The sequence below is a fragment of the Pantoea sp. y20 genome (assembly GCF_054903455.1).
On sequence record NZ_CM142816.1, the window covers coordinates 3475770 to 3496660 of the forward strand.

20 protein-coding genes and 1 pseudogene are annotated in these 20891 nt (G+C 52.3%); 11 read left to right on the forward strand and 10 right to left on the reverse strand.

Going from position 1 to position 20891, the window contains the following annotated elements; all coding sequences use genetic code 11:
• Positions 1-59: 59 nt before the first annotated feature.
• The 8 genes from ACYAC5_RS16080 to ACYAC5_RS16115 form a co-directional block, all read right to left on the reverse strand.
• Positions 60-752 (reverse strand): amino acid ABC transporter permease, encoded by a 693-nt coding sequence (locus ACYAC5_RS16080; RefSeq protein WP_110867259.1) that lies wholly within the window; start codon positions 750-752, stop codon positions 60-62.
• A 15-nt stretch (positions 753-767) separates the two neighbouring features.
• Positions 768-1454 carry an amino acid ABC transporter permease gene (locus tag ACYAC5_RS16085; protein ID WP_154155525.1) on the reverse strand — a complete coding sequence of 229 codons (687 nt, stop codon included), beginning with the start codon at positions 1452-1454 and terminating at the stop codon, positions 768-770.
• Positions 1455-1536: 82 nt separating this feature from the next.
• Positions 1537-2352 (reverse strand): transporter substrate-binding domain-containing protein, encoded by an 816-nt coding sequence (locus ACYAC5_RS16090; RefSeq protein WP_462062019.1) that lies wholly within the window; start codon positions 2350-2352, stop codon positions 1537-1539.
• A 20-nt stretch (positions 2353-2372) separates the two neighbouring features.
• A complete protein-coding gene (locus tag ACYAC5_RS16095) occupies positions 2373-3110 on the reverse strand; it encodes an amino acid ABC transporter ATP-binding protein (RefSeq protein WP_462062020.1) in 738 nt (245 codons plus the stop codon).
• A gap of 10 nt (positions 3111-3120) precedes the next feature.
• Entirely contained in the window at positions 3121-3687 is a 567-nt protein-coding gene (locus ACYAC5_RS16100; RefSeq protein ID WP_280172060.1) for a peroxidase-related enzyme, read from the reverse strand.
• Positions 3684-4166 carry a CMD domain-containing protein gene (locus tag ACYAC5_RS16105; RefSeq protein ID WP_462062021.1) on the reverse strand — a complete coding sequence of 161 codons (483 nt, stop codon included), beginning with the start codon at positions 4164-4166 and terminating at the stop codon, positions 3684-3686. Before ACYAC5_RS16105 ends, ACYAC5_RS16100 begins: the two co-directional genes overlap by 4 nt.
• The gene (locus tag ACYAC5_RS16110; RefSeq protein ID WP_277974096.1) at positions 4163-5617 is read right to left on the reverse strand and encodes an NAD(P)-binding domain-containing protein; all 1455 of its coding nucleotides are present in this window, start codon (positions 5615-5617) and stop codon (positions 4163-4165) included. The genes ACYAC5_RS16105 and ACYAC5_RS16110 overlap by 4 nt, the downstream gene beginning before the upstream one ends.
• Before the next feature lie 351 nt (positions 5618-5968).
• Positions 5969-6928, reverse strand: coding sequence for a LysR family transcriptional regulator (locus tag ACYAC5_RS16115; protein ID WP_199559714.1), 960 nt, complete (start codon positions 6926-6928; stop codon positions 5969-5971).
• 361 nt (positions 6929-7289) lie between these two features.
• On the opposite strand from ACYAC5_RS16115, the gene ACYAC5_RS16120 reads away from it, so the two are divergent.
• Entirely contained in the window at positions 7290-9098 is a 1809-nt protein-coding gene (locus ACYAC5_RS16120; protein WP_462062022.1) for an ATP-dependent nuclease, read from the forward strand.
• On the forward strand, positions 9091-10137 hold the full coding sequence (locus tag ACYAC5_RS16125; RefSeq protein WP_192412090.1) for a DNA cytosine methyltransferase: 1047 nt from the start codon (positions 9091-9093) through the stop codon (positions 10135-10137). Before ACYAC5_RS16120 ends, ACYAC5_RS16125 begins: the two co-directional genes overlap by 8 nt.
• 176 nt (positions 10138-10313) lie before the next feature.
• Here the strand turns inward: ACYAC5_RS16125 and ACYAC5_RS16130 are convergent, their stop codons facing one another.
• Positions 10314-11222, reverse strand: coding sequence for a LysR family transcriptional regulator (locus ACYAC5_RS16130; protein WP_462062023.1), 909 nt, complete (start codon positions 11220-11222; stop codon positions 10314-10316).
• Between the two features lie 130 nt (positions 11223-11352).
• On the opposite strand from ACYAC5_RS16130, the gene ACYAC5_RS16135 reads away from it, so the two are divergent.
• The 7 genes from ACYAC5_RS16135 (at position 11353) to ACYAC5_RS16165 (ending at position 19307) form a co-directional block, all read left to right on the forward strand.
• Positions 11353-12663 (forward strand): MFS transporter, encoded by a 1311-nt coding sequence (locus ACYAC5_RS16135; RefSeq protein ID WP_101761864.1) that lies wholly within the window; start codon positions 11353-11355, stop codon positions 12661-12663.
• A gap of 18 nt (positions 12664-12681) precedes the next feature.
• Entirely contained in the window at positions 12682-13770 is a 1089-nt protein-coding gene (locus tag ACYAC5_RS16140) for a tartrate dehydrogenase (RefSeq protein ID WP_192412092.1), read from the forward strand.
• Between the two features lie 161 nt (positions 13771-13931).
• The gene (locus ACYAC5_RS16145; RefSeq protein WP_192412093.1) at positions 13932-15338 is read left to right on the forward strand and encodes an MFS transporter; all 1407 of its coding nucleotides are present in this window, start codon (positions 13932-13934) and stop codon (positions 15336-15338) included.
• Positions 15339-15753: 415 nt separating this feature from the next.
• Complete coding sequence (locus ACYAC5_RS16150) at positions 15754-15936, forward strand: con-10 family general stress protein (RefSeq protein WP_110867269.1); 183 nt, start codon at positions 15754-15756, stop codon at positions 15934-15936.
• A 58-nt stretch (positions 15937-15994) separates the two neighbouring features.
• Complete coding sequence (locus tag ACYAC5_RS16155; protein WP_137386456.1) at positions 15995-16507, forward strand: ferritin-like domain-containing protein; 513 nt, start codon at positions 15995-15997, stop codon at positions 16505-16507.
• Between the two features lie 129 nt (positions 16508-16636).
• Positions 16637-17254, forward strand: coding sequence for a glutathione S-transferase family protein (locus tag ACYAC5_RS16160; RefSeq protein WP_192236345.1), 618 nt, complete (start codon positions 16637-16639; stop codon positions 17252-17254).
• A gap of 10 nt (positions 17255-17264) precedes the next feature.
• Complete coding sequence (locus tag ACYAC5_RS16165; RefSeq protein WP_192412094.1) at positions 17265-19307, forward strand: 2Fe-2S iron-sulfur cluster-binding protein; 2043 nt, start codon at positions 17265-17267, stop codon at positions 19305-19307.
• A 6-nt stretch (positions 19308-19313) separates the two neighbouring features.
• Here the strand turns inward: ACYAC5_RS16165 and ACYAC5_RS16170 are convergent, their stop codons facing one another.
• On the reverse strand, positions 19314-19772 hold the full coding sequence (locus tag ACYAC5_RS16170) for a GNAT family N-acetyltransferase (protein ID WP_192412095.1): 459 nt from the start codon (positions 19770-19772) through the stop codon (positions 19314-19316).
• Positions 19773-20130: 358 nt separating this feature from the next.
• Here ACYAC5_RS16170 and ACYAC5_RS16175 point away from each other — a divergent pair.
• Positions 20131-20650 (forward strand): annotated as a pseudogene (locus ACYAC5_RS16175) (DUF2778 domain-containing protein).
• On the forward strand, positions 20628-20891 hold the full coding sequence (locus ACYAC5_RS16180) for a hypothetical protein (protein WP_192412096.1): 264 nt from the start codon (positions 20628-20630) through the stop codon (positions 20889-20891). Before ACYAC5_RS16175 ends, ACYAC5_RS16180 begins: the two are co-directional and overlap by 23 nt.

Below are 20891 nucleotides of genomic sequence, written 5' to 3' on the forward strand. Positions count from 1 at the left end.
TGCGCCGCTACGGTTGGGCGCACTTGATCGTAGCGGCGCGATTTATCGCGCGGATTTGGTCAGGTCCGTACCCGCAATCTCGCCTCAATCTTATCGGCGATCTTGGTCACCACATAGGCAATCACCATGTAAAACACCACCGCCACCAGGAAGGCTTCGAGGTAGTAGAAATTCAGCGCCGCGGTCAGTTGCGCCTGGGCGAAGATATCCACCACTTCGATGGCAAACGCCAGCGACAGCGCTTTCATGATCACCATAAAGGCGTTCGCCAGATCAGGAATCGCCGCCACGATAATCTGCGGGAACATTACGCGGCGGAACAGCTGGCCGCCGCTGTAACCGAGCGACAGCGCTGCATCCGATTGTCCGCTATCAAATGAGTTGAGCGCGCCCTTCCACACTTCCGCCTGAAACGCCGCGACGCAGGCGCTCAGGGCGACGATGATGATCACCCAGTTCGGCAGCGAGTGCGCATTCACTTTCACGCCAAACAGCGTGGCGACGAAATCCAGCGCCGGCGGCAAACCGTAATAGGCGAGGAAAATCACCACCACCATCGGCACGCCTTTAAAGGCAATTTTGTAGGCGATCACCAACTGACGCAGCACCGGAAGGCGGCGATGTTCAACAAAGGCAAACAGCCCGCCGAGCAGCGTTGAACAGATAAACACCGTCACCGCCATCAGCAGCGTCACCGGCACCGCATCGAGAATGCTCCAGAAGTCCGGCAGTAAAACCTCAAGATCAAACATGGTTTCTCTCCCTTATCAGACGCTGGTGAATTTGACGCGTGCAGCAGTTTTCGAGCTGTACTTCGCGTGACGTTGTTCGAAGAAACGGATAATCAACCAGGCCACGCCGCACAGCAGCGAATAGAGCACCGCCAGCACCAGATAAGTGCCGAACTGATATTGGTTGTAGTCGCGTTCCATGATCAGATGCGCAGTCGCCATCACATCCGCCGCACCGATGTACATCACCAGCGCCACGTTATGAATCAGATAGATAATCGCATTGCCGTAACCCGGCAGCGCATAGTGCACCGCTTGCGGACCGACAATACGCAGCATTTTCTGGCGGAAGCTGTAGCCCATGCTGTCGGCGGCGTCATGCTGGCCGCTCTCCACGGCGAGAAACGCCGGGCGCATCACTTCCGACAGATAACCGCCGTGATACAGACTCAGGCCAATCATCGCCGCGATGTTGGCGGTGACAAAATCGCTGAAGCCAAACTGCTCGGCCACCAGCGGCAAGCCATAAAACGCGACAAACAGCTGCAGCACCACCGGCACGCTGCGCGCGTATGAGACGTACAAATCCACAAACTGGCTGATAACCGGGATGCGGCGCACGCGGAACACGGTGGCGATCAGCGCCAGGAAGAACCCGACGATCATCGCGACAAACATTATGCCAAGCGTCAACGGCAGCGCCGAGAGCAGCTCGGGAATCATCGAAGTCAGATTCACGGTGAAACACTCCTGCTAACAATGAAGCAACGCCCGGCTCAGCACCGGGTGCAGCTTTAGTGAATCCTTACTTCATGTACTTCGTGACGTCTTCGCCAAACCACTTCTGCGCCAGCTTATCCAGCGTGCCGTCCGCTTTCAGCTGTTGCAGCGTTTTGTTGATGTCATCGTTCAGCGCCTGGTTCTCGGCTGAACGGTGAATCAGCACGTAAGTGTTGTTGATGGCAACCGGCTCGCTGGCTTTGATCGCCAGTTTCTGGTTGTCGATCACCGTTTGCTCGCCGAGGTTCGAAGGCAGGATCAGCGCATCATATTTGCCACGCTGCACCTCTTTCAGACGATCCGGATAAGGCACGCCAGCGCTCGAAGCTTTGATCTCAACTTTGCCGTTCGGGTTGTCCTGCTGCCACTGCGTCACGAATTTGTACACGCCGCCGCCGGCGGTAACCGGCACAATCTTCTTGCCGACCAGATCTTTCATGCTGTTGATGGTGCTATCGCTGCGGCTGTAGATTTTCATCAGGCTGGCACCGATCGGTGCATCCGGAATCAGGAACTGTTTGCTGCGCGTTGGCGCTTTGTAATAACCGCCGGTCGCCATGTCATATTTGCCGGTGGCGAGGCCGGTTTCCTGGGCGATATCCGCCGCACCTTCCATCACAAATTTGTACTGCGGCAGTTTAGCGTTGATGGCTTTCAGCACGTCCGGCTCGTAGCCCTGCGGCTCGTGACCAATCGCGCCCCACGACAGCGGTTTAGACTCCGCCGCAGTGGCGATTTTGATAGTGCGCACCGCGTCGGCGAAGCTGTTACCGCTGATGAGTGCCAGCGCGATGATGCCAGGCGCGGCCAGGCGACGTAAAGTGGTTTTGATTGCAGGCATGTCGTTGATTCCTTTAATTATTAGAATACGCGTTCTGAATTGAGGAACTGAGCAAGTCGCGGCAGGGTTGGATTATCAAACATCTCAGTCGGGCTGCCCTGCGCGGCCACCACGCCCTGATCCATAAAGACGATGCGGTTCGAGATACTTTTGGCGAACTGCATTTCGTGCGTCACCAGCAGCGAGGTAATGCCGGAGGACGCCACATCTTTAATCACTTTCAGCACCTCGCCCACCAGCTCCGGATCGAGCGATGAGGTCGGTTCATCAAACAACATCACATCAGGACGCACCGCCAGCGCGCGGGCGATGCCGGTACGCTGCAGCTGACCGCCGGAAAGCTGCGACGGATAGTGATCGAGTTTGGCGCACAATCCGACGCGCTCCAGCTCCTGCACGGCGATATCGCGCGCTTGCTGTTTGCTTTTGCGTTGAATGACGATCAGCGGATCCATCACGTTTTCCAGCACCGTCATGTTTTTGAACACGTTGAACTGCTGAAACACCATCGCGGTGCGCAGGCGGATCGCCTGGATCGCCGCTTTATCCGGTGACTGATAATCCATGCGGATCTGATCGAGCTGAATGGTGCCCGACGCCGGTTTCGCCAGATAGTTAATGCAGCGCAGCAGCGTGGTTTTGCCGGTGCCGCTTGGCCCGATGATCGACACCACATCGCCGCGTTTCACCGACAGATCGACACCTTTCAGGATCGGCGTGCTGCCGTAAGAGAGCGTAATATCGTTGAGTTCTAACATGCAGCAGCCCTTATTTGTGCAGGTCAGCATGGCCAAGCACATGCATCAGACGGTTGGCCCAGCCAAAAATGGCGATGGCGTGGATCAGATCGATAATCTCCTGATCGTTCATGCCGACCGCGCGCAGTGCCGCCATATCTTCGGCGTTGGCTTCTGACGGCGTCACCGACAGGCGACGGGCAAAACGGTAGATCGCCGCATCACGCTCGCCGAGCACATCCGCACGATTAAAATAGATGGCGCTCACCACCGCATCACTTTCGGCCAGCTGCGCATGACGACGTGCATGCACCACCGCGCAATATTTGCAGCCATTGACGATCGACGCGCCCAGCGCGCCGAGTTCACGATCCGCGCGATCCAGCCCGCCATCGACATACATGATGGCGTTGAACAGCACGGTACGCGCCACGTAGCTGTCGGGATCGTGTGCTAACGTGCGCACATATTCGGAGATCTTCTTATTGGATGGCGTCACTTTCATCGCATCGAGCTGCGCGGGCGTGGCCTCTTCTACCTCGACCGGCGCGATATACGGATGCCAGTGCAGCGGCTTGAGATTAACCGATGGAATCATGCAGACCTCAACAAACGTAATCCGGCCGCGACGCGCGTCTGGAAGTTAATAAAAGCGATCAGCTCGGAGAGCGCCACAATCTGCGGATTGCTCAATCCGGCTTGCTCCAGCAGGCGAATGTGCTGCTCGGTGGCGTGCATTGGCTGCTGGGTAATGAGATCGGCGTGGCGCGCGATGGTCGCCAGCGGTTCTGGCAGATCGGCGGCGCCTGCCGCCAGCGCCAGCAGCGCCTCTGACGGCTGCAACGCCGCCAGCTGCGTCTGATAATCCTGTTGCAGCGCGGCATCGTTATTCAGCTGCGCCATGCGCTGCGCCAGCGCAAAACGTACATCCGGCGCTAAACCCTGATCGTCGTTGGGTGCCAGCACCGAGATGCGGCACTGCTCCGCGCCGTCAACAAATTCCGGGCGCAGGCGGCGCGTGCCGTACAGCGCATCTTCAGCGTTTAAGCCGACTGCGCGATCAATTGCGTCACTCACTGCGCGTTCTCCTGGTTGAGTAAGGGCGTGGAATCCACCCATTCATCGCCCTGCAATTCAGGGGTGTCAAAAGCCTGTAAGTTGGCGTAATGCTGCTCGACGTCTTCGGCAAACAGCGAAGCGGTAATGCCGCGCACCAGACGATCGGCACCGGCGCTCACCGCCGGGATATCGCCGGAGACTTTGCCGTGCGTCAGCATCGCGGCATCGTTGAAGCAGTGAATGTGCGCCAACAGCGGGCATGCGCCTGGTGTCAGTTCGCGGAATTCAAAGGCGAGGCCGAGATCCGGCGCTTCCAGCAGATTGGCTCGCGGCGCGCCCATTTCGGGCTGATAACGTCCGTCGCGCCAGCTGCGGATATGTGGCGCGAGCGCGGCAAACTCCGGGCGGTCGTGGAAATCGTTACTAAAGCCGGTAGCCGCAATGAGGTAGTCGTAGCGCAGCGCGCCTTGCGTGGTTTCGATCAGCAGCCCATCGGCCTCTTGCTTAACCGCTTTGATGCCGCAATTAAGCAAGAAGCGAGCATTGGCATGACGCGATACGCGCAGCGTCGAGGAGCGCGGCGGCGGCGTTTGCGTGGTGGCGGTGTAATCGACAAACTTCCACTTCCACGCGTCCGGCAGCTGATGCATGCCGTGCACCACGCCCTGACTGCCGATGCCGGTCATTTTGTTGATGCGCGGCATCTGCTTGCGACGAATCAGCAGATCCACCGCGCCCGCGCCGTTTTCCAGCGCGGTGGCGGCGTTATCCATTGACGATGCACCTGCGCCAATCACCGCGATGCGTTTGCCTTTTAGGGCTGAGAAATCAATGTCGTCAGCGGAGTGCGCCCAGAACTGGCGGCTAATACCTTGCAGGAAATCCGGCACGGCGAAGCCGCCAAGACCAGAACGTCCGGTGGCCAGCACCAAGCGGCGAGTGTATATGCGGCCGGTTTCGGCACCGCTTACATCGAGCGCAATCAGATCGCCAGCAAAGCCAATATGGGTGACGCGCACATTGTTGCGCACCGGCAGATTCAGCACCTTGCGATACCAAATCAGATAATCCATCCACTGCGCTTTGGGAATTTTATCCAGCGCTTGCCAGGCTTCTTTGCCCCACTGCGCGGTGAACCACGCGCGGAACGTCAGTTGCGCCATGCCGAGCGCCGGGCCTTGTAGAGATTTAGGTGAACGCAGCGTTTCCATGCGCGCAAAGGTCACCCACGGACCTTCCAGCCCGGCGGGTGCGGCGTCATACGCCACCACATTGCTGATGCCGCTGAACTGCAATTTCGCCACCGCCGCCAGCCCGCACATGCCCGCGCCGATCACCACCACGTCACGCACGGGTGCGCCATCCTGCGTGCGCTCGGGCACCCAGGATTTAGCGGGCAGTTCAAGATATTCCAGATCCTGCTGAAGCTGAGCTTCCAGCGCGGCAAGGCCATCGGCGGCATAAGTCATACATGTTTTCCCAGAAATAAGCGGCGGCCAGGGTGCGGACGAAACCACCAAATCGCGTAAGTGATTGTGCATTTCCATTATCCTGATAACACATAGTTAATGGTCATTAATCACTAAATCACATAGTAAGAGCTAAGGTTTCGCATAATCCTCTTGCCCTAAAACAGAGTCAATAATCGCGCTCAGCTTTTGACCAATGGATTTCTTATATCTTATGCCGGAAATGTTATAAGGCTTTTAAAAGAAGATTTTCATACGCAGGCTGATGACTGAAATCACGTACATTCCGTAGCGGCGCGATTTATCGCGCAAAACATTGCGCCGCTACAAAATACGATTGGGGTGAGATATTTAATCCTGATTAATCAACCGCATAATACGCGGATGCTCGCTGGCGGGCAGACGCTCAAAACCCGGCAGCAAATCGGCGGCCACGCTGGCTAACGCCTCAACCAGCGCCTGCGCGGCAGCTGAAATCTGTCTTCCCTGCGGCGTGATCACGCCAAAGTAGTAGGGAATATCCTCCTCAATCGGACGGATCGCCACACCGGCCAGCGGCATGCCCCAACCGGTGACCGGTTCGAGAATCGCCACGCCCAGCCCGGCGCGCACGCAGCCAAGAATATTGGCGGAGGAGTTGGTTTCGATGGTTTCGTGCAGCGGCGTTTTGACCATTTTCAGCGCCTTTTCGTAGCGCCCGCGCAACCGCTGCGGGCTCCACGGTGCAATCAAACGGCGTCCCGCCAGGCTGCTCAACGACAGCTGAGATTGCGCCGCCAGCTCGTCATGCTCTGGCAGCGCCACCACGCATTGCGACTGGCCAATCCAGTGCAGCTCCACCGCGTGATGCTCCAGCGGCAAACTGCATAAACCGAGATCGGCTTCGGCAGTGATCACCGCATGTGCCGTCTGCACTGCGGATTCGCTGATGATCTGCACTTTGTTCTGCAGATTCAGCGCGGCCAGCGCCTGCGGCAGCAAACCCGCCGCCAATGCCGGCGTGGCGGCGATGCTCAGCGGACGATGCTGCTGATGGGCGATCTCCTGCGCGCGCAGGCGAATCTGCTGCAGTGAGAGCAGCGCTTTCTGCACGTATTGATGCAGCTGCAGCGCCTCTTCCGAAGGATGAATGCGCGGCCCGTTGCGGATAAACAGCGGATAACCCAGCGATTGTTCCAGCTCCTGAATCAAACGCGACACCGCCGGCTGCGAGCGATTGAGCGCCTTCGCCGCCGCCGTGACGCTACCGGCAGAGATCACCGCCGAAAAGGCTTCCAGCTGCCGCAAATCCAGGTCGTTTAAAATGGTCATCGCGCAATTTTTCCCTAACTCATTGATCGTTCCCGACATTGGCGCGGGAAAGTTTTCATCATAGAGAGAGTGGTGGGAATTAGCTACTGGAAGTAAAGTATATACAATCACTTAAAGCATTAAACATTTCACTTAATTATGAAATCTAAAGCATCAACCTAATTACAACCATCCTTAAGAGATAAAATTTAAAATTACGATTTAAAAATTTTTATTAAATCACACCTTAACAAACCCACTCTAGACACTACAAACATCTTATATTTACCATCTAAAAAATTAGACAAAACGTTCTTAAAGTAGTAAATTTTGTTACAACTCAAAACAATCCATTATTTTATTTTTGCATTAGGATATGCTGATGAACCAAAAAATCAAAAAACAACCTCCGGTTTCGAATTTAATTGAAAACATTCAAAAAATGATGAATGGAAAAGCATTTAAAAATTATATTCATCACGCAAGATTCCCTAACTTTAAAGGATTAGAAGAAAACGCAAAAATTACGTTTGACTTTCCTTTAACTGCATTAGTTGGCGCAAATGGAAGCGGTAAAAGCTCAATTCTTCATGCTTTGTACGGTATGCCTGAAAGATATAGTACATCACGTTTTTGGTTTTCAACTGATATAGATCCTATCATCGATATTAATAAAAACCCTGCTCGCTATATATATGGTCATTGGCATCAAAAATACAATAATATTGTTGAGACTAGAAAAGCTCGAATGAAACGTGTTAACAGAAATTATGAATACTGGGAACCAACGAAGATCAGCATTCGTGATAATATGAAAAAAATGCCTAAAGAGCCTTACGAAAGAAAAGATGCTGATCGCTGGAATCCAGTGCAACGTGAAGTTCTTTACATGAATATGAAAATGGTTATTGGCGCATTTGACAGGACAATGAATTTCGATGACAAAATTAATTATTCAATTCATAAAGGGCCAACTGGCCAAAGTGAGAAACATGAAGAAATGCTTAAGGGCGCAAAGCGACTTAGTCGAGTTGCCAGCAACAACATTCAGGAATGGAAGTTAGGCGGAGGCAGGGATAGAGTATTCTGCAATAGATTATTAAATGATAATGAACTGGAGATAGTTTCAAGGATCTTAGGTAGAAAGTATATTTCAGCCCGTTATATTGAACATTCTTTATATCCTAGCCAAAATGGAAGTGACCTTAGCGTTATCTTTGACCGAGGAATAAAGTATTCAGAAGCATATGCTGGAAGTGGTGAGCTTTCCATTGTGAAAATTGTTACTGAATTGTTAGCTTCTAATGAAAATACTTTAGTATTACTCGATGAACCAGAAACTTCTTTACATCCTGGAGCCCAAAGGGAACTCCTTTCGTTTTTACTGGAAATGATCATCATAAAAAAATTACAAATAATAATTTCCACACATTCAAGTGATATGATTTCTGAATTACCTAACAATGCTATTAAAGTTTTAGAAGGTAATGGAATGGGTAGAACAAGGATTATGAATAGCTGCTCATCTCTAATTGCATTAAATAGACTTGGAAGCTTAAATAATGATAAAACTACAATCTATGTTGAAGACTTGATGGCAAAAGCTGTTATCGAAAGAGCAACCAGACAGTTAGACCCCGGTGAAAAGTTGAGTATTGAAATAATTGTTGCGCCTGGTGGCGCCGATACTATTTTAAAATATATTATCCCAACACTAATAATAAAAGAATCCAAAAGTTTCGTATACCTTGACGGCGACCAAAAACTACTTGAAACTTTTCATGATCCAAGCACCATTCCACCATCTGAATACTTTACGCTGGATGAAAAAATCAAAGAAACAGTCAAATGCAAACCACAACTTTTATTAAATGGAGGAAATGACAAAGCTGGTAATAAAGTTGCTGAAACAGATATGAAATTAAAATACTTGTCATGGATTTATAATAATCTCAGTTACCTACCAAGATTATGTCCGGATGCTATCGTTTTAAATTCTATAGATGAAAGCGCGACTTATAATTCATCAGAAGAATATAAAAATGCATTAAAACAAATCTACAACGATCCGGATATTTCGTCACTTGAGATAATTACTCTATCAAAACACTACTTAAATAAAATGGATGACAATTCGGCTGATTTGGTTATAATTGCATCTAAAGTTAAGGAGTGGATTCAGCGTGGATAAATCAAAAGCCAAGACTATCAATAAAAAACATACTGCTATTGACCTTTTCAGTGGGTGTGGTGGTTTATCTCAAGGTTTAGTTCAAGCTGGCTTTAAGGTTTTGGCAGCTATTGAGTTAGATAAAAAAGCTGCAACAACATACACATTGAATCATCCCAAAACTAAAATGTTCAATATGGATATAATCTCTTTACCACCTGAAGAAGCACTTGATAAATTAAACATTTCCCCTGGGGAATTAGATCTTTTAGCTGGATGCCCGCCATGCCAAGGCTTTTCACGTCTAAGAACAAAAAATAAAGGATTTGCATCAGAAGATACCAGAAATGATCTTATATTTTATTTTCTTGAATATATTAAAGTCATGAAGCCTAAAAACATCATGCTTGAAAATGTCCCAACACTGATTAAAGACCATAGATTTCATGAGTTTTGCCTTTCATTAGACACATTGGGCTACTCTTATAAATTTGACGTACTCGATGCAAAAGATTATTCAGTCCCTCAAAGAAGGAAAAGATTAATCTTATTAGCTTCTATAAGTTGCATTCCTAATTTAGCAGCTAAGTCATCAAAATTTAAAACTGTAAGAGATGCGATTGGAAAAAAAGAAATTCCTGAGAATGATAACATACATAGTTTAACTGATAAACGTTCTCAAAAAGTAATGGAGATAATTAAAAACATCCCCAAAAATGGAGGTAGCAGAACTTCATTACCTCCACACCTACAACTTGAATGTCATAGAAAATCAAATGGATTCTATGATGTTTATGGTCGAATGCAATGGGATGATCCATCACCTACAATTACTAGCGGATGCAATAATCCATCGAAGGGACGTTTTATTCACCCTGAAAAGGATAGGGCAATATCATTAAGAGAAGCCGCGCTTTTACAGGGGTTTCCGATTAGTTACAAGTTCATCCCTGAACATGGTAAAGGTTCAATTTCATTGATGATTGGTAATGCTTTGCCTCCACCTTTTATAAAAGCACACGCATTAAGCATTATTAGACAAATCGAAGGCTCAAATTAACTCATAAATCTAAAGATAAAATCATTATCTTTAGATTTAACTTTAACTTTCAAGTTGTCGAAAAAAATTGTTCGAGAATTGTTTAAGCGACTCTTTCAAAAGCATGCTTCAATTTAAGCTGCTTAATAAGACCTTATGTTTCTCTTAAATTACATTTGAGTTTAAAAATATTTTTATCACAAATTCTCCGTCAACTCGCCATGATGCTCACGCAACAAACGCAGCATATCCAGTAGAAAACTATCTTCGTTGCCCTTCTGCCAGGCAATGCTCAATGGCAATCCTTTAATCTGCTCCGGCAGATCCAGCGCAATATAGCTAACGCTGTCGCTGTTCATGGTGCGATACGAGGCGGGCACCACCGCCAATCCCAGCCCCGCAGCAACCAGGCTCAGGATGGTTTGTTTCTCTTCGGCAAACTGCGCGATGTGCGGCGTGAATCCCGCCAGTTTAAACAGGCTCATGGTGAGATCGTGACTGTGCGGGCGTGTGCGCCGGTCTGGAATGATCATCGCTTCGTGTTGAAAATCAGCCACCGCCACCCGTTCACGAGCCGCCAGCGCATGCTGAATCGGCACCGCCAGCACGCAGCTTTCGCGCGTGATAAAGCGCACCGCTAATGACGCATCAATACTTTGCGGCTCGCGAATAAAAATCATATCCAGCCAACCCAACTTTAATTTCGGAATTAAATTAATGGTTTTGTCTTCAATAATATGAATATCGCTGTGCGGATGCAGCGGAACAAATAAATTAAGTAACGCCGGAACTAACCCACGCGCGGCACTATCAATCGCACCAATACGTAATGTGCGGCGTTCATCTTTTAATCCCACTTTAAAACGTTTCGCCAGCGCATCAAATTGATCGATTAATTTGCTGGCGTCGTCAAAAAAGAGCGCGCCTTCGGCAGTTAATGAAACATTACGCGTCGATCGATTTAACAGACGCACGCCGAGGTCCTCTTCCAGTAAACGAATGAAGCGAGAAAGTGACGCAGGCATCATTTCCATCTTTTGTGCGGCGCGGCCAAAATGCAGTTCTTTACCGACCGCAATAAAGCAACGCAATTGATTTATATCCACATTCCCCTCACCCGCTGATTATGCAAATAGTTTATATAATCCACATCTGATGATAAGCCAAAGCAAAACTGCATACTGAACTCGATTACAAAAAAATAACACCACCCTACACAATCTGGAGCACTTTAATATGAACTCTCACCTCGAAAAAAGGGTGATGCGTAAAGTGACGTTACGCATTGTGCCCTTCATCATGCTGCTCTACTTCATCGCTTTTCTCGATCGCGTCAATATTGGTTTTGCTGCATTAACTATGAATCAGGATTTAGGTTTCTCGCCCACGGTATTTGGCTTTGGCGCTGGAATCTTTTTCCTCGGTTATTTTCTGTTTGAAGTACCGTCGAATTTAATTCTGCATAAAGTCGGCGCCCGCATCTGGATTGCGCGCGTCATGATCACATGGGGATTGGTTTCCGGCTGCATGGCATTTGTGCAGGGCACCACCAGCTTCTACCTGCTGCGCTTTCTGCTTGGCGTGGCAGAAGCCGGTTTCTTCCCCGGCATCATCCTCTATCTCAGCTACTGGTTCCCGGCGGCAAAACGTGCGCAGGTCACCGCCATCTTTATGGCTGCGGCCCCACTTTCCACTGCGTTAGGTTCGCCCATTTCCGCCGCATTACTGGAGATGCATGGCCTGCTTGGCTACGCCGGTTGGCAATGGATGTTTGTGCTGGAAGCGATACCGGCACTGATATTCGGCATCGTGGTGCTGTTTTACCTCACCGATCGCCCGGCGAAAGCCAAGTGGCTCACCGATGAAGAACGGGCGTGGCTGGAAAAGACCATGCAGGCCGAAGAACAGGCGCGCGCGGCCAATCAAAGCCACAGCAGCGCCTGGCGCGGACTGGCCGATAAGCGTGTGTTAGCGCTGGCGCTGGTCTATTTCGGCACATCCGCAGGCTTGTACACGTTGGGCATTTGGTCACCGCAAATCATCCGCAGCTTCGGCGCGTCCTCAATAGAAATTGGTTTCCTCAACGCCTTCCCGGCGGTACTGGGCGTGATCGGCATGATTCTGTGGGCGCGCCATTCGGACCGCACCAAAGAGCGCAGCTGGCATGTTATCGGTGCCTGTTTGCTGGCGGCTGCCGGACTGATTTATGCCGGGAACGTCAGCACGCTGTTTACGGTGATTATCGCCCTGACGCTGGTCACCGTCGGCATCAGCGCCTCCAAACCGCCGCTGTGGAGCATGCCGACGCTGTTCCTGAGCGGTCCCGCGGCGGCCGCGGGCATCGCCACCATCAACTCTATCGGCAACCTTGGCGGTTTTGTCGGCCCGATGATGATTGGCGTGATCCGTCAGCAAACGGGCAGCTATACGTGGGGACTCTATTTTGTTGCCGGGCTGCTGGTGCTATCGGCGATTGTAGTTCTGATTCTCTCTGCCCGCGGCAAAACACCGCATCCCGCAGAGCTTGCTCATCCTCATACACATTGACCTAACTGGAGAAACATCATGCGTAACTACTCAATTGCCGCGATTCCTGCGGATGGTATTGGCCCGGAAGTGATCTCTGCTGGCGTTGCCGTGCTGCACGCCTTGACGCGCCGCGATCCGCAGCTGACGTTTACGGTGCAAACCTTTGACTGGGGCTCGGATTACTACAAGCAACACGGCGTAATGATGCCGGAAGATGGCCTGCAAACGCTGAAGACGTTTGATGCGATTTACTTTGGTGCGGTCGGCGCGCCCGACGTGCCGGATCACATCACGCTGTGGGGTTTGCGTTTGCCAATTTGTCAGGGCTTTGACCAGTACGCCAACGTGCGTCCGACCAAAATTCTGCCGGGCGTCACCTCGCCGCTGCGCAATCGCGGCCCCGGCGATCTCGACTGGGTGATTGTGCGGGAAAACTCAGAAGGCGAATATTCCGGTAATGGTGGGCGCGCGCATCGTGGTTTGCCGGAAGAAGTCGGCACCGAAGTGGCGATCTTCACCCGCGTTGGCGTGACGCGCATAATGCGTTATGCCTTCAAACTGGCGCAGTCACGCCCACGCAAGCTGCTGACGGTGGTGACCAAATCCAACGCCCAGCGTCACGGCATGGTGATGTGGGATGAGATTGCCGCCGAAGTGGCGCAGGAGTTCCCGGATGTGCAGTGGGACAAAATGCTGGTGGATGCGATGACGCATCGCATGACGCTGCATCCGCAGAGCCTCGATACCATTGTCGCCACCAATCTGCACGCCGATATTTTGTCGGATCTGGCCGGAGCGCTGGCGGGCAGTTTGGGCGTGGCGCCCACCGCCAATATCGATCCTGAACGTCGCTTCCCGTCGATGTTCGAACCGATTCACGGCTCGGCGTTTGATATCACCGGCAAAGGCATCGCCAACCCGATCGCCACGTTCTGGACGGCGGTGCAGATGCTGGAGCATCTCGGCGAGCGGGATGCTGCGGCGCTGATTATGCAAGGTATTGAATATGTCTGCGCTCAGGGCATTTTGACACCGGATGTCGGCGGCACGGCGAATACCGCTGAGGTAACGCGTGCGGTGGTGGAGTTTATTGAGGCAAAAGCTACTGTGGCAGAAGCCATCTGATTTTATCCAGTGCGCATCCTGTCATCGCACATTGCTTAGCGGCGCGATTTATCGCGCAATGAATTGCGCCGCTACGACTCATGCATTCTGTGATTTTGATTTGCACCTGCTGCGCTTTTCATTAAAAGTCTTTGCATCCTTCTGTTTTCGCAGGACCTCGCATGATCGACTCAGGCAGAGAAGCCCGACCGAATTCCCATCGCACCCTGCTGTTAGCGTTGTTGGTTGCCGTGACCTTCTTTATGGAAAACCTCGATGCCACGGTGATCACCACCGCGATTCCGCAGATGGCGCGCGACTTCGCCTCCAGCCCGGTAGCGCTGAACATTGGCGTCAGCGCGTATTTACTGGCGGTGGCGGTGTTCATTCCGATGAGCGGCTGGCTGGCGGAGCGCTTTGGCGCGCGCACGATATTCGCCAGCGCCATCCTGATTTTCACCCTCGCCTCGATCCTTTGCGGCTTGAGCGACACGCTGCCGACGTTCACGCTGAGTCGCATTCTGCAAGGGATTGGCGGCGCGATGATGGTGCCGGTCGGTCGCATGGTAGTGCTGCGCGTCACGGAGAAAAAGGACATGGTGAAGACCATCGCCTTTATTACCTGGCCGGGTTTGATTGCGCCGGTGCTTGGCCCGCCGCTGGGCGGATTGATTGTTACTTACGGGCATTGGCCGTGGATTTTCTGGCTCAATATTCCGCTCGGCATCCTCGCCATTATCGCCACCGCTTATCTGGTGCCGCAGTTTAAAAGCGAACAGCGGCGGCCGTTTGATGTGCGCGGCTTTGTGCTTACCGCCACCGCCTGCACCTCATTAATTATCGCGCTGGAAGCGCTGGGACAGATGCATCTCAGTTTTGGCATTCCGTTGCTGCTGCTGGGCATGCTGTGCAGCTGGCTGGCGTATCGCCACAGCTTCCGCGATGCGCAGCCGCTGCTGCCGTTTAGCGCGATGAAAATTGCCACCTTCCGTAATGCGGTGATTGGCGGCTCGTTGTTCCGCGCCTCGATCAACGCGGTGCCCTATTTGCTGCCGTTGCTGTTTCAGCTTGGCTTTGGCTGGAGCGCGGCGCAGGCCGGTGCGATGGTGCTGTGGGTATTTGCCGGAAACCTGGCGATGAAGCCAGCGACAACCTGGTTGATGAAGCGCTGGGGCTTTCGTCGCGTGCTGATGTTCAATGGCATGATCAGCCTTGCAGCGATGCTCGGCTGCTTGCTGCTCAATCCGTCGCTGGGCTACTTCGCGATTGCCGCGATTCTGTTTGTTGGCGGGCTGTCGCGCTCGCTGCAGTTCAGCTGCTACAACAGCCTGGGCTTCGCCGATGTGCCGCAAAACAAGATGAGCGATGCCTCGGTGGTGTTCAGCATCTTCTTCCAGTTCAGCATGAGCGCGGGTATTGCGCTGGCGGCGCTGTTCCTGCGCGCATCCATGTTGTGGCAGGAGCATAGCGAAATTGCGCAAAGCGATATTCATATCGCCTTCGCCGGTGTGGCGCTGTTGGTGCTGCTGTCGCTGTTTGACGTAATGCGACTGGAGAAAAACGCCGGTGCGCAGGTGCTGGTAAAATAATCCCAACGCACTATTTATGGTTAAAAAGCAGAAATAGTGCGCTTCGCTTAAAATAATCCCTTTTTTATTAGCATTTATATTTATTAAACCCCTTTTAAGATTATGGCTAATGATCTGGTCGCCACTCTCTGTTTGAGAAATAAATAAAAGCATCAGGAATGTTAATTTATTTCATCACGTTGGAAGAGAAAAAAGTTATAAGCGCAGCGGTCAATTATTTTCTCTCACCCATTAATCGCGAAGCTTTAATTATCTTTTTTGCCAAATCAAATTATTTTAAGTATGTAAAATAACTTAACGATTTCAACCATCTTAGGATAATTCCTAATTGCAATTGGTTGTACGTTTGGCTTTTAGGGCTAACCTTAAGTAGCAAATGAAATATGCGTTATCCCCTTTATCTGAGGTATTCATTATGACAACACCACGTGGCGGTTCTGGCAATTTTGCCATGGACCCGGAAAGAGCCCGCGAAGCGGGTAAAAAAGGCGGCCAATTAAGCGGCGGCAATTTTCGTAATAATCCAGAGCGTGCGATTGAAGCGGGACGAAAAGGCGGTAAAAAAAGCCGTCGAGTCGTCGATAAATCTCCCGCATAACGGCCGGTAATTCGGCAACAGCCGCAATCTCCTTTTATTTATTTGTCAGGAAAATATTATGAGCCACAACAGCGAAGAGCACTTTCTCGATTGGGTAAAAGATGCCCATGCCATGGAAAAACAGGCTGAAAGCATGCTGGAAAAAATGGCCTCGCGCCTTGAACACTATCCCGACCTTAAACTGCGTATCGAACAGCATATTGTTGAGACCCGTGAACATCAGACGCTGGTGCAGAGCGTGATCGATCGCTACTCCACTTCTCAATCGGTATTGAAAGATCTCGCCGGCAAAATCTCCGCTTTCGGTCAGTCGATTGGCGGCGTGATGGTGGAAGATGAAGTGGTGAAAGGCGCGATCAGCGGCCACGTGTTTGAGCACCTTGAGATTGCCAGCTACACCTCACTGATTGCGGCGGCGCAGCATCTCAACGATCACGAAAGTGCCGATATCTTCTCGCGCATCCGCGAGCAGGAAATCGCCATGGCCGACTGGACCTTGACGCATTTGCCGGACGTGACCGAACAGTATTTGATTCGCTCCGCTACGCCAGGCGTGGAAGCTAAGAAGTAGCTCCGGCACGATTCTTCCATTTTTCGCAACAATGACTTCGCTAACCCGGCTATTCTGCCGCTAAATTGTCTGTGCGAACCTTATGGCAAGGCTCGGGATTATCCCGAGCAACACCTAAGGAACCGCAACATGAAACTCTATCACTTCCCGCTTTCTGGTCATGCTCACCGCGCACGTCTGTTCCTGTCGCTGCTGGATTTACCGCATGAAGTCATCGATGTTGATCTCAAATCTGGCGAAAACAAAACGCCGGAATTCCTCGCCATGAATCCGTTTGGTCAGGTGCCGGTGCTGGAAGATGACGGCGTGTTTATTGCCGATTCCAACGCCATTCTGGTCTATCTGGCGAAGAAAAGCGGTCGCAGCGAATGGTTGCCGGAAGATGCGCAGGGCGCGGCGGCGGTACAGCGCTGGCTCACCGTGGCAGCCGGTGATATCGCCTTTGGTCCAGCCGCGGCGCGTTTGATTACCGTGTTTGGCCGCCCGTTCAATCCTGAAGAGGTGATTGCCCGCGCGCATCTGGTGCTGTCACGCATTGAGCAGCATCTTGAAGGCCGTGAATGGCTGGTTGGCGATCGCCCGACTATTGCCGACGTTGCGCAGTACAGCTATATCGTGGGTGCGCCAGAAGGCAATGTCGATCTCTCCGGCTATCCGGCGGTGAACGCGCTGTTGCGTCGCATCGAAGCGCTGCCGGGCTTTGTGCCCTTCCCTCAAACTGCGGCTGGCCTGCGCAGCATCGCCTGAGTCCACCATCATGAGCAAGAAACTACCGGTTTGGCATCAGGGTGAAATTGCGCTTCAGCAACAGGCGGGTGTGGCGGAGCGCATGGCGGACGTCGGCCAGCGCGTGATCCGCGATCACATGCCCGATCAACACCGCGACTTCTACGCGCAGCTGCCGTTTATTGTGGCGGGCAGCGTGGATGCGCACGGCGATGCGTGGGCCACGCTGCTGGAAGGCCAACCCGGTTTTATCTTCTCGCCGAATGCCACCACGCTGGATATCGAGGCGCGTCCGCATCAAGGCGATCCCGCGGCGGCGGGCATGCAGGATGGCGCGCCGATTGGGCTGCTGGGCATCGAACTGCATACGCGGCGACGTAACCGCATGAACGGCGTGCTGCAGGCGATTGGCGCTGGTTTTCGCGTGCAGGTGGAACAGAGTTTTGGCAACTGCCCGCGCTATATCCAGCTGCGTGACTTTCACTTTGCACATCCTCCCGCCGAACCTTATCGCGGTGAGGTGGAAACCCTGAGCGCGCTGGATGATGCCGCGCGCGCCAGCATCGGCGCGGCGGATACCTTTTACGTCGCCAGCTATGCCGAACGCCAGGTTGATGCCTCGCATCGCGGTGGTAAACCGGGTTTCGTGCGCGTCAGTGAAGATGGCCTGCTGACCATTCCCGACTTCAACGGCAATCTGTTTTTCTCCACGCTGGGCAACATTCACCAGAATGGCAAAGCGGGATTGCTGTTTGTTGATTACGCCAGCGGCGACACGCTGCAACTGAGCGGCGATGCCGAAGTGATTCTCGACTCGCCCGAGATCGCCGCCTTTCAGGGTGCCGAGCGGCTGTGGACGTTTCGTGCGCGCCGTATCGTGCGTCGTCGTGCCGCCCTCGCCTTACGCTGGTTAACGCCGCCGGATGGCGTCGCACCCAGTTCGCTGATGACCGGCGACTGGCAAGCCGCCGCCGAACGCCTGCGTGCAGCAGATCTGGCTTCGCGCTGGCGTCCGTTCAAGGTGATTAAGGTGGTGGATGAGAGCGCCACGATCCGCTCGTTTCATTTAGTGCCGGATGATGGCGCGGGTCTGTTGCCGCATCTGGCCGGTCAACATCTGCCGATTCGCCTGCAGTTGCCCGGTACGGATAAGCCGCTGATGCGCGCCTACACGCTTTCGGTCGCGCCATCGGAGAATTTTTACCGCATCAGCGTCAAGCGCGATGGCGCGGTTTCGCGTTACCTGCACGATCATCTCCACACCGGAGATACGCTGGAAGCGCGTGCGCCGGCGGGTGATTTTACTCTCGACGCCAGCGAACCGCGTCCGGCGGTGCTGCTTGCCGCTGGCGTGGGCATCACGCCGATGCTGGCGATGCTGCGACATCTGATATACGAAGGAGTGCGCAAACAGCGCCTGCGCCCTACGTTTCTGTTCCAGTCGGCGCGCAGCAAAGCCGAGCGCCCTTTTGTGCGCGAACTCGACCAGTTGCTGGCGGCGGCGCACGGCGCGGTGAAACTGGTGCGCGTGCTAAGCCAGACGGCGGATGCAGAACCGGATGTTGATTACGATTTTGCCGGCCGCATCGATATGGCGCTGCTCTCGCGGGTGCTGCCGTTTAACGATTACGACTTCTATCTGTGCGGTCCGCCGCAATTTACCCAGGCGCTGTACGACGGGCTGCGCGCCTTGAATATCGCCGACGATCGCATTCACGCCGAAGCCTTTGGGCCATCGTCGCTGCAGCGCACCAACGATATTGTTAAAGAAGCAAAACCGCTGTTGCCGATAGCAACCCAATCGGTGCCGGTGAAGTTCATGGATTCACTGAAAGAGGCGCGTTGGACGCCGGATACCGGTTCGCTGCTTGAGCTGGCTGAAGCGCGTGGCCTGAGCCCAGCGTACAGCTGTCGCGCCGGACATTGCGGCAGCTGTAAAACCAAACTGCTGCAAGGCGCGGTGACTTACCCAACGCCACCGAGCGCGCAAGTGGCGGATGATGAAGTGCTGATCTGCTGCGCGCGGCCGGCGCAGCAGGAGGATGAGGTGCAGGCGATTCAGCTGGCGCTGTGAGATTTATCACGCTTTGTTTTTGTAGATCTCAGGCCGGGTAATCGTCCACGCGTAATTCGGCTGGTTAACCGGTTGATAGCCAAACTTTTCATACAGCCACGGCGCCGTGCTGGTGAACAGCGTAATTCTGCGCAGCCGCGCAAAAACCGGATGCGCATGAATGCACGCCATCAACCAGCGTGCCAGGCCGTTTCCCTGATACGCGTCGAGCACGTAAACATCGCACAGATAAGCGAAGGTGGCGTAATCCGTGATTAACCGCGCAAAGCCAATCTGTTCGCCCTGATGGTAAAGACCAAAGTTAAGACTGTTTTGTATCGAAGCATTGACCGTCTCTTCATCAATGCCTGCTGCCCATGTCGAAGTGGTGAGATAACGGTGTATGGCGGCGAGGTCCAGTTTATTTTCGTCCGTGCTGATCAAATAACCCTCTTTGTTCCACTCTTCTACGACGAACTCACTCATCTCTGCGGCCTACGTTAATTTTGTTGGGGTGTGAAAGAATTTATGAAGGATTGTTGTGGGCGACAAGCGATTCTTTATTTGGACATAGCTGCTGTGGTAAGGCTGATTTCTGGAGTTAACCTTTTTACAGGCTTATCAATAATTCAATTGGCAGTGCTGATTTTATCAAACAAATTTTAGAGATAAATACTTATATCCAACTGTTTTATATTAAATAAAAAAATAAAAACTACGCCATTCAAAAAAACATTAGTTCAAAACGTTAGATCAACCCATAAGAATCCCTAACAATTTTTGGCACTATATTCCATTCATTGTTACTATCACCCACGGTTATTACATGGTTAATGAGGGAACGATGGCATTGAATGGAACACTTATTCTGAACGGCGCGGATTACGCACCATTAAACATCTATGGCGTCGGCGTTTTCATGGCGTTTTCTGGTAACGGCGCTTATCGAAATCGAGGTGGATGCGGCGCAGTTTCGGGTGACGGCCCATTGCCACCCGGGAAATACTGGGTTGTCGACCGCGGCGCGGGTGGTTTCTTTGGTAAGCGAAAGGCGGAATTACAGGACGCCTGGAACAAGTACACGAAAGGCGTGGCTTTTGGCCGAAGTGAATGGTTTGCACTCTATCGGGAGGATGCAGCCATTGACGACGAAACCTGGTATGAGGGCGTGCGCCGCGAATTATTCCGGCTTCATCCAGGAACCGTGTCAGAAGGTTGCATCACCATCCCCCCACAACTCCGATTATGCGCGTATCCGCCAGGCGTTTATGAACACATTAATGGTGCCCGTGCCAGGCAAGCCTTCGCTGATGGCCCGAGAATTAATTGAGGTTGTTGCCAATGGCTCAAACACTTGCCCGTAGGGCCGCAAAATGCGTTTTCTTCATACTAATAACGCTGGCTGTGGGCAGATCGCTCGGTGGCGCTGAAACCTACATCTCACTGAATTTCGCACGAAAGGTTGCCGTGTTTATCAGCGGCGAATCCAACATTGAAACTCTCTACGACGCCTATTTCTACATTGATGTTGTCATCGTGGTGTCCATCACCACGGCTGTTTACTTAATAACCATGAAGTTGATCAAAAAAATACGGAGCAAGTAA

Coding starts and splice junctions, on each gene's coding strand:
- ACYAC5_RS16080 (WP_110867259.1), bottom strand. CDS start 752: ATGTTTGATCTTGAGGTTTTACTGCCGGACTTCTGGAGCATTCTCGAT.
- ACYAC5_RS16085 (WP_154155525.1), bottom strand. CDS start 1,454: ATGATTCCCGAGCTGCTCTCGGCGCTGCCGTTGACGCTTGGCATAATG.
- ACYAC5_RS16090 (WP_462062019.1), bottom strand. CDS start 2,352: ATGCCTGCAATCAAAACCACTTTACGTCGCCTGGCCGCGCCTGGCATC.
- ACYAC5_RS16095 (WP_462062020.1), bottom strand. CDS start 3,110: ATGTTAGAACTCAACGATATTACGCTCTCTTACGGCAGCACGCCGATC.
- ACYAC5_RS16100 (WP_280172060.1), bottom strand. CDS start 3,687: ATGATTCCATCGGTTAATCTCAAGCCGCTGCACTGGCATCCGTATATC.
- ACYAC5_RS16110 (WP_277974096.1), bottom strand. CDS start 5,617: ATGACTTATGCCGCCGATGGCCTTGCCGCGCTGGAAGCTCAGCTTCAG.
- ACYAC5_RS16115 (WP_199559714.1), bottom strand. CDS start 6,928: ATGACCATTTTAAACGACCTGGATTTGCGGCAGCTGGAAGCCTTTTCG.
- ACYAC5_RS16120 (WP_462062022.1), top strand. CDS start 7,290: ATGAACCAAAAAATCAAAAAACAACCTCCGGTTTCGAATTTAATTGAA.
- ACYAC5_RS16135 (WP_101761864.1), top strand. CDS start 11,353: ATGAACTCTCACCTCGAAAAAAGGGTGATGCGTAAAGTGACGTTACGC.
- ACYAC5_RS16140 (WP_192412092.1), top strand. CDS start 12,682: ATGCGTAACTACTCAATTGCCGCGATTCCTGCGGATGGTATTGGCCCG.
- ACYAC5_RS16145 (WP_192412093.1), top strand. CDS start 13,932: ATGATCGACTCAGGCAGAGAAGCCCGACCGAATTCCCATCGCACCCTG.
- ACYAC5_RS16150 (WP_110867269.1), top strand. CDS start 15,754: ATGACAACACCACGTGGCGGTTCTGGCAATTTTGCCATGGACCCGGAA.
- ACYAC5_RS16155 (WP_137386456.1), top strand. CDS start 15,995: ATGAGCCACAACAGCGAAGAGCACTTTCTCGATTGGGTAAAAGATGCC.
- ACYAC5_RS16160 (WP_192236345.1), top strand. CDS start 16,637: ATGAAACTCTATCACTTCCCGCTTTCTGGTCATGCTCACCGCGCACGT.
- ACYAC5_RS16165 (WP_192412094.1), top strand. CDS start 17,265: ATGAGCAAGAAACTACCGGTTTGGCATCAGGGTGAAATTGCGCTTCAG.
- ACYAC5_RS16170 (WP_192412095.1), bottom strand. CDS start 19,772: ATGAGTGAGTTCGTCGTAGAAGAGTGGAACAAAGAGGGTTATTTGATC.
- ACYAC5_RS16180 (WP_192412096.1), top strand. CDS start 20,628: ATGGCTCAAACACTTGCCCGTAGGGCCGCAAAATGCGTTTTCTTCATA.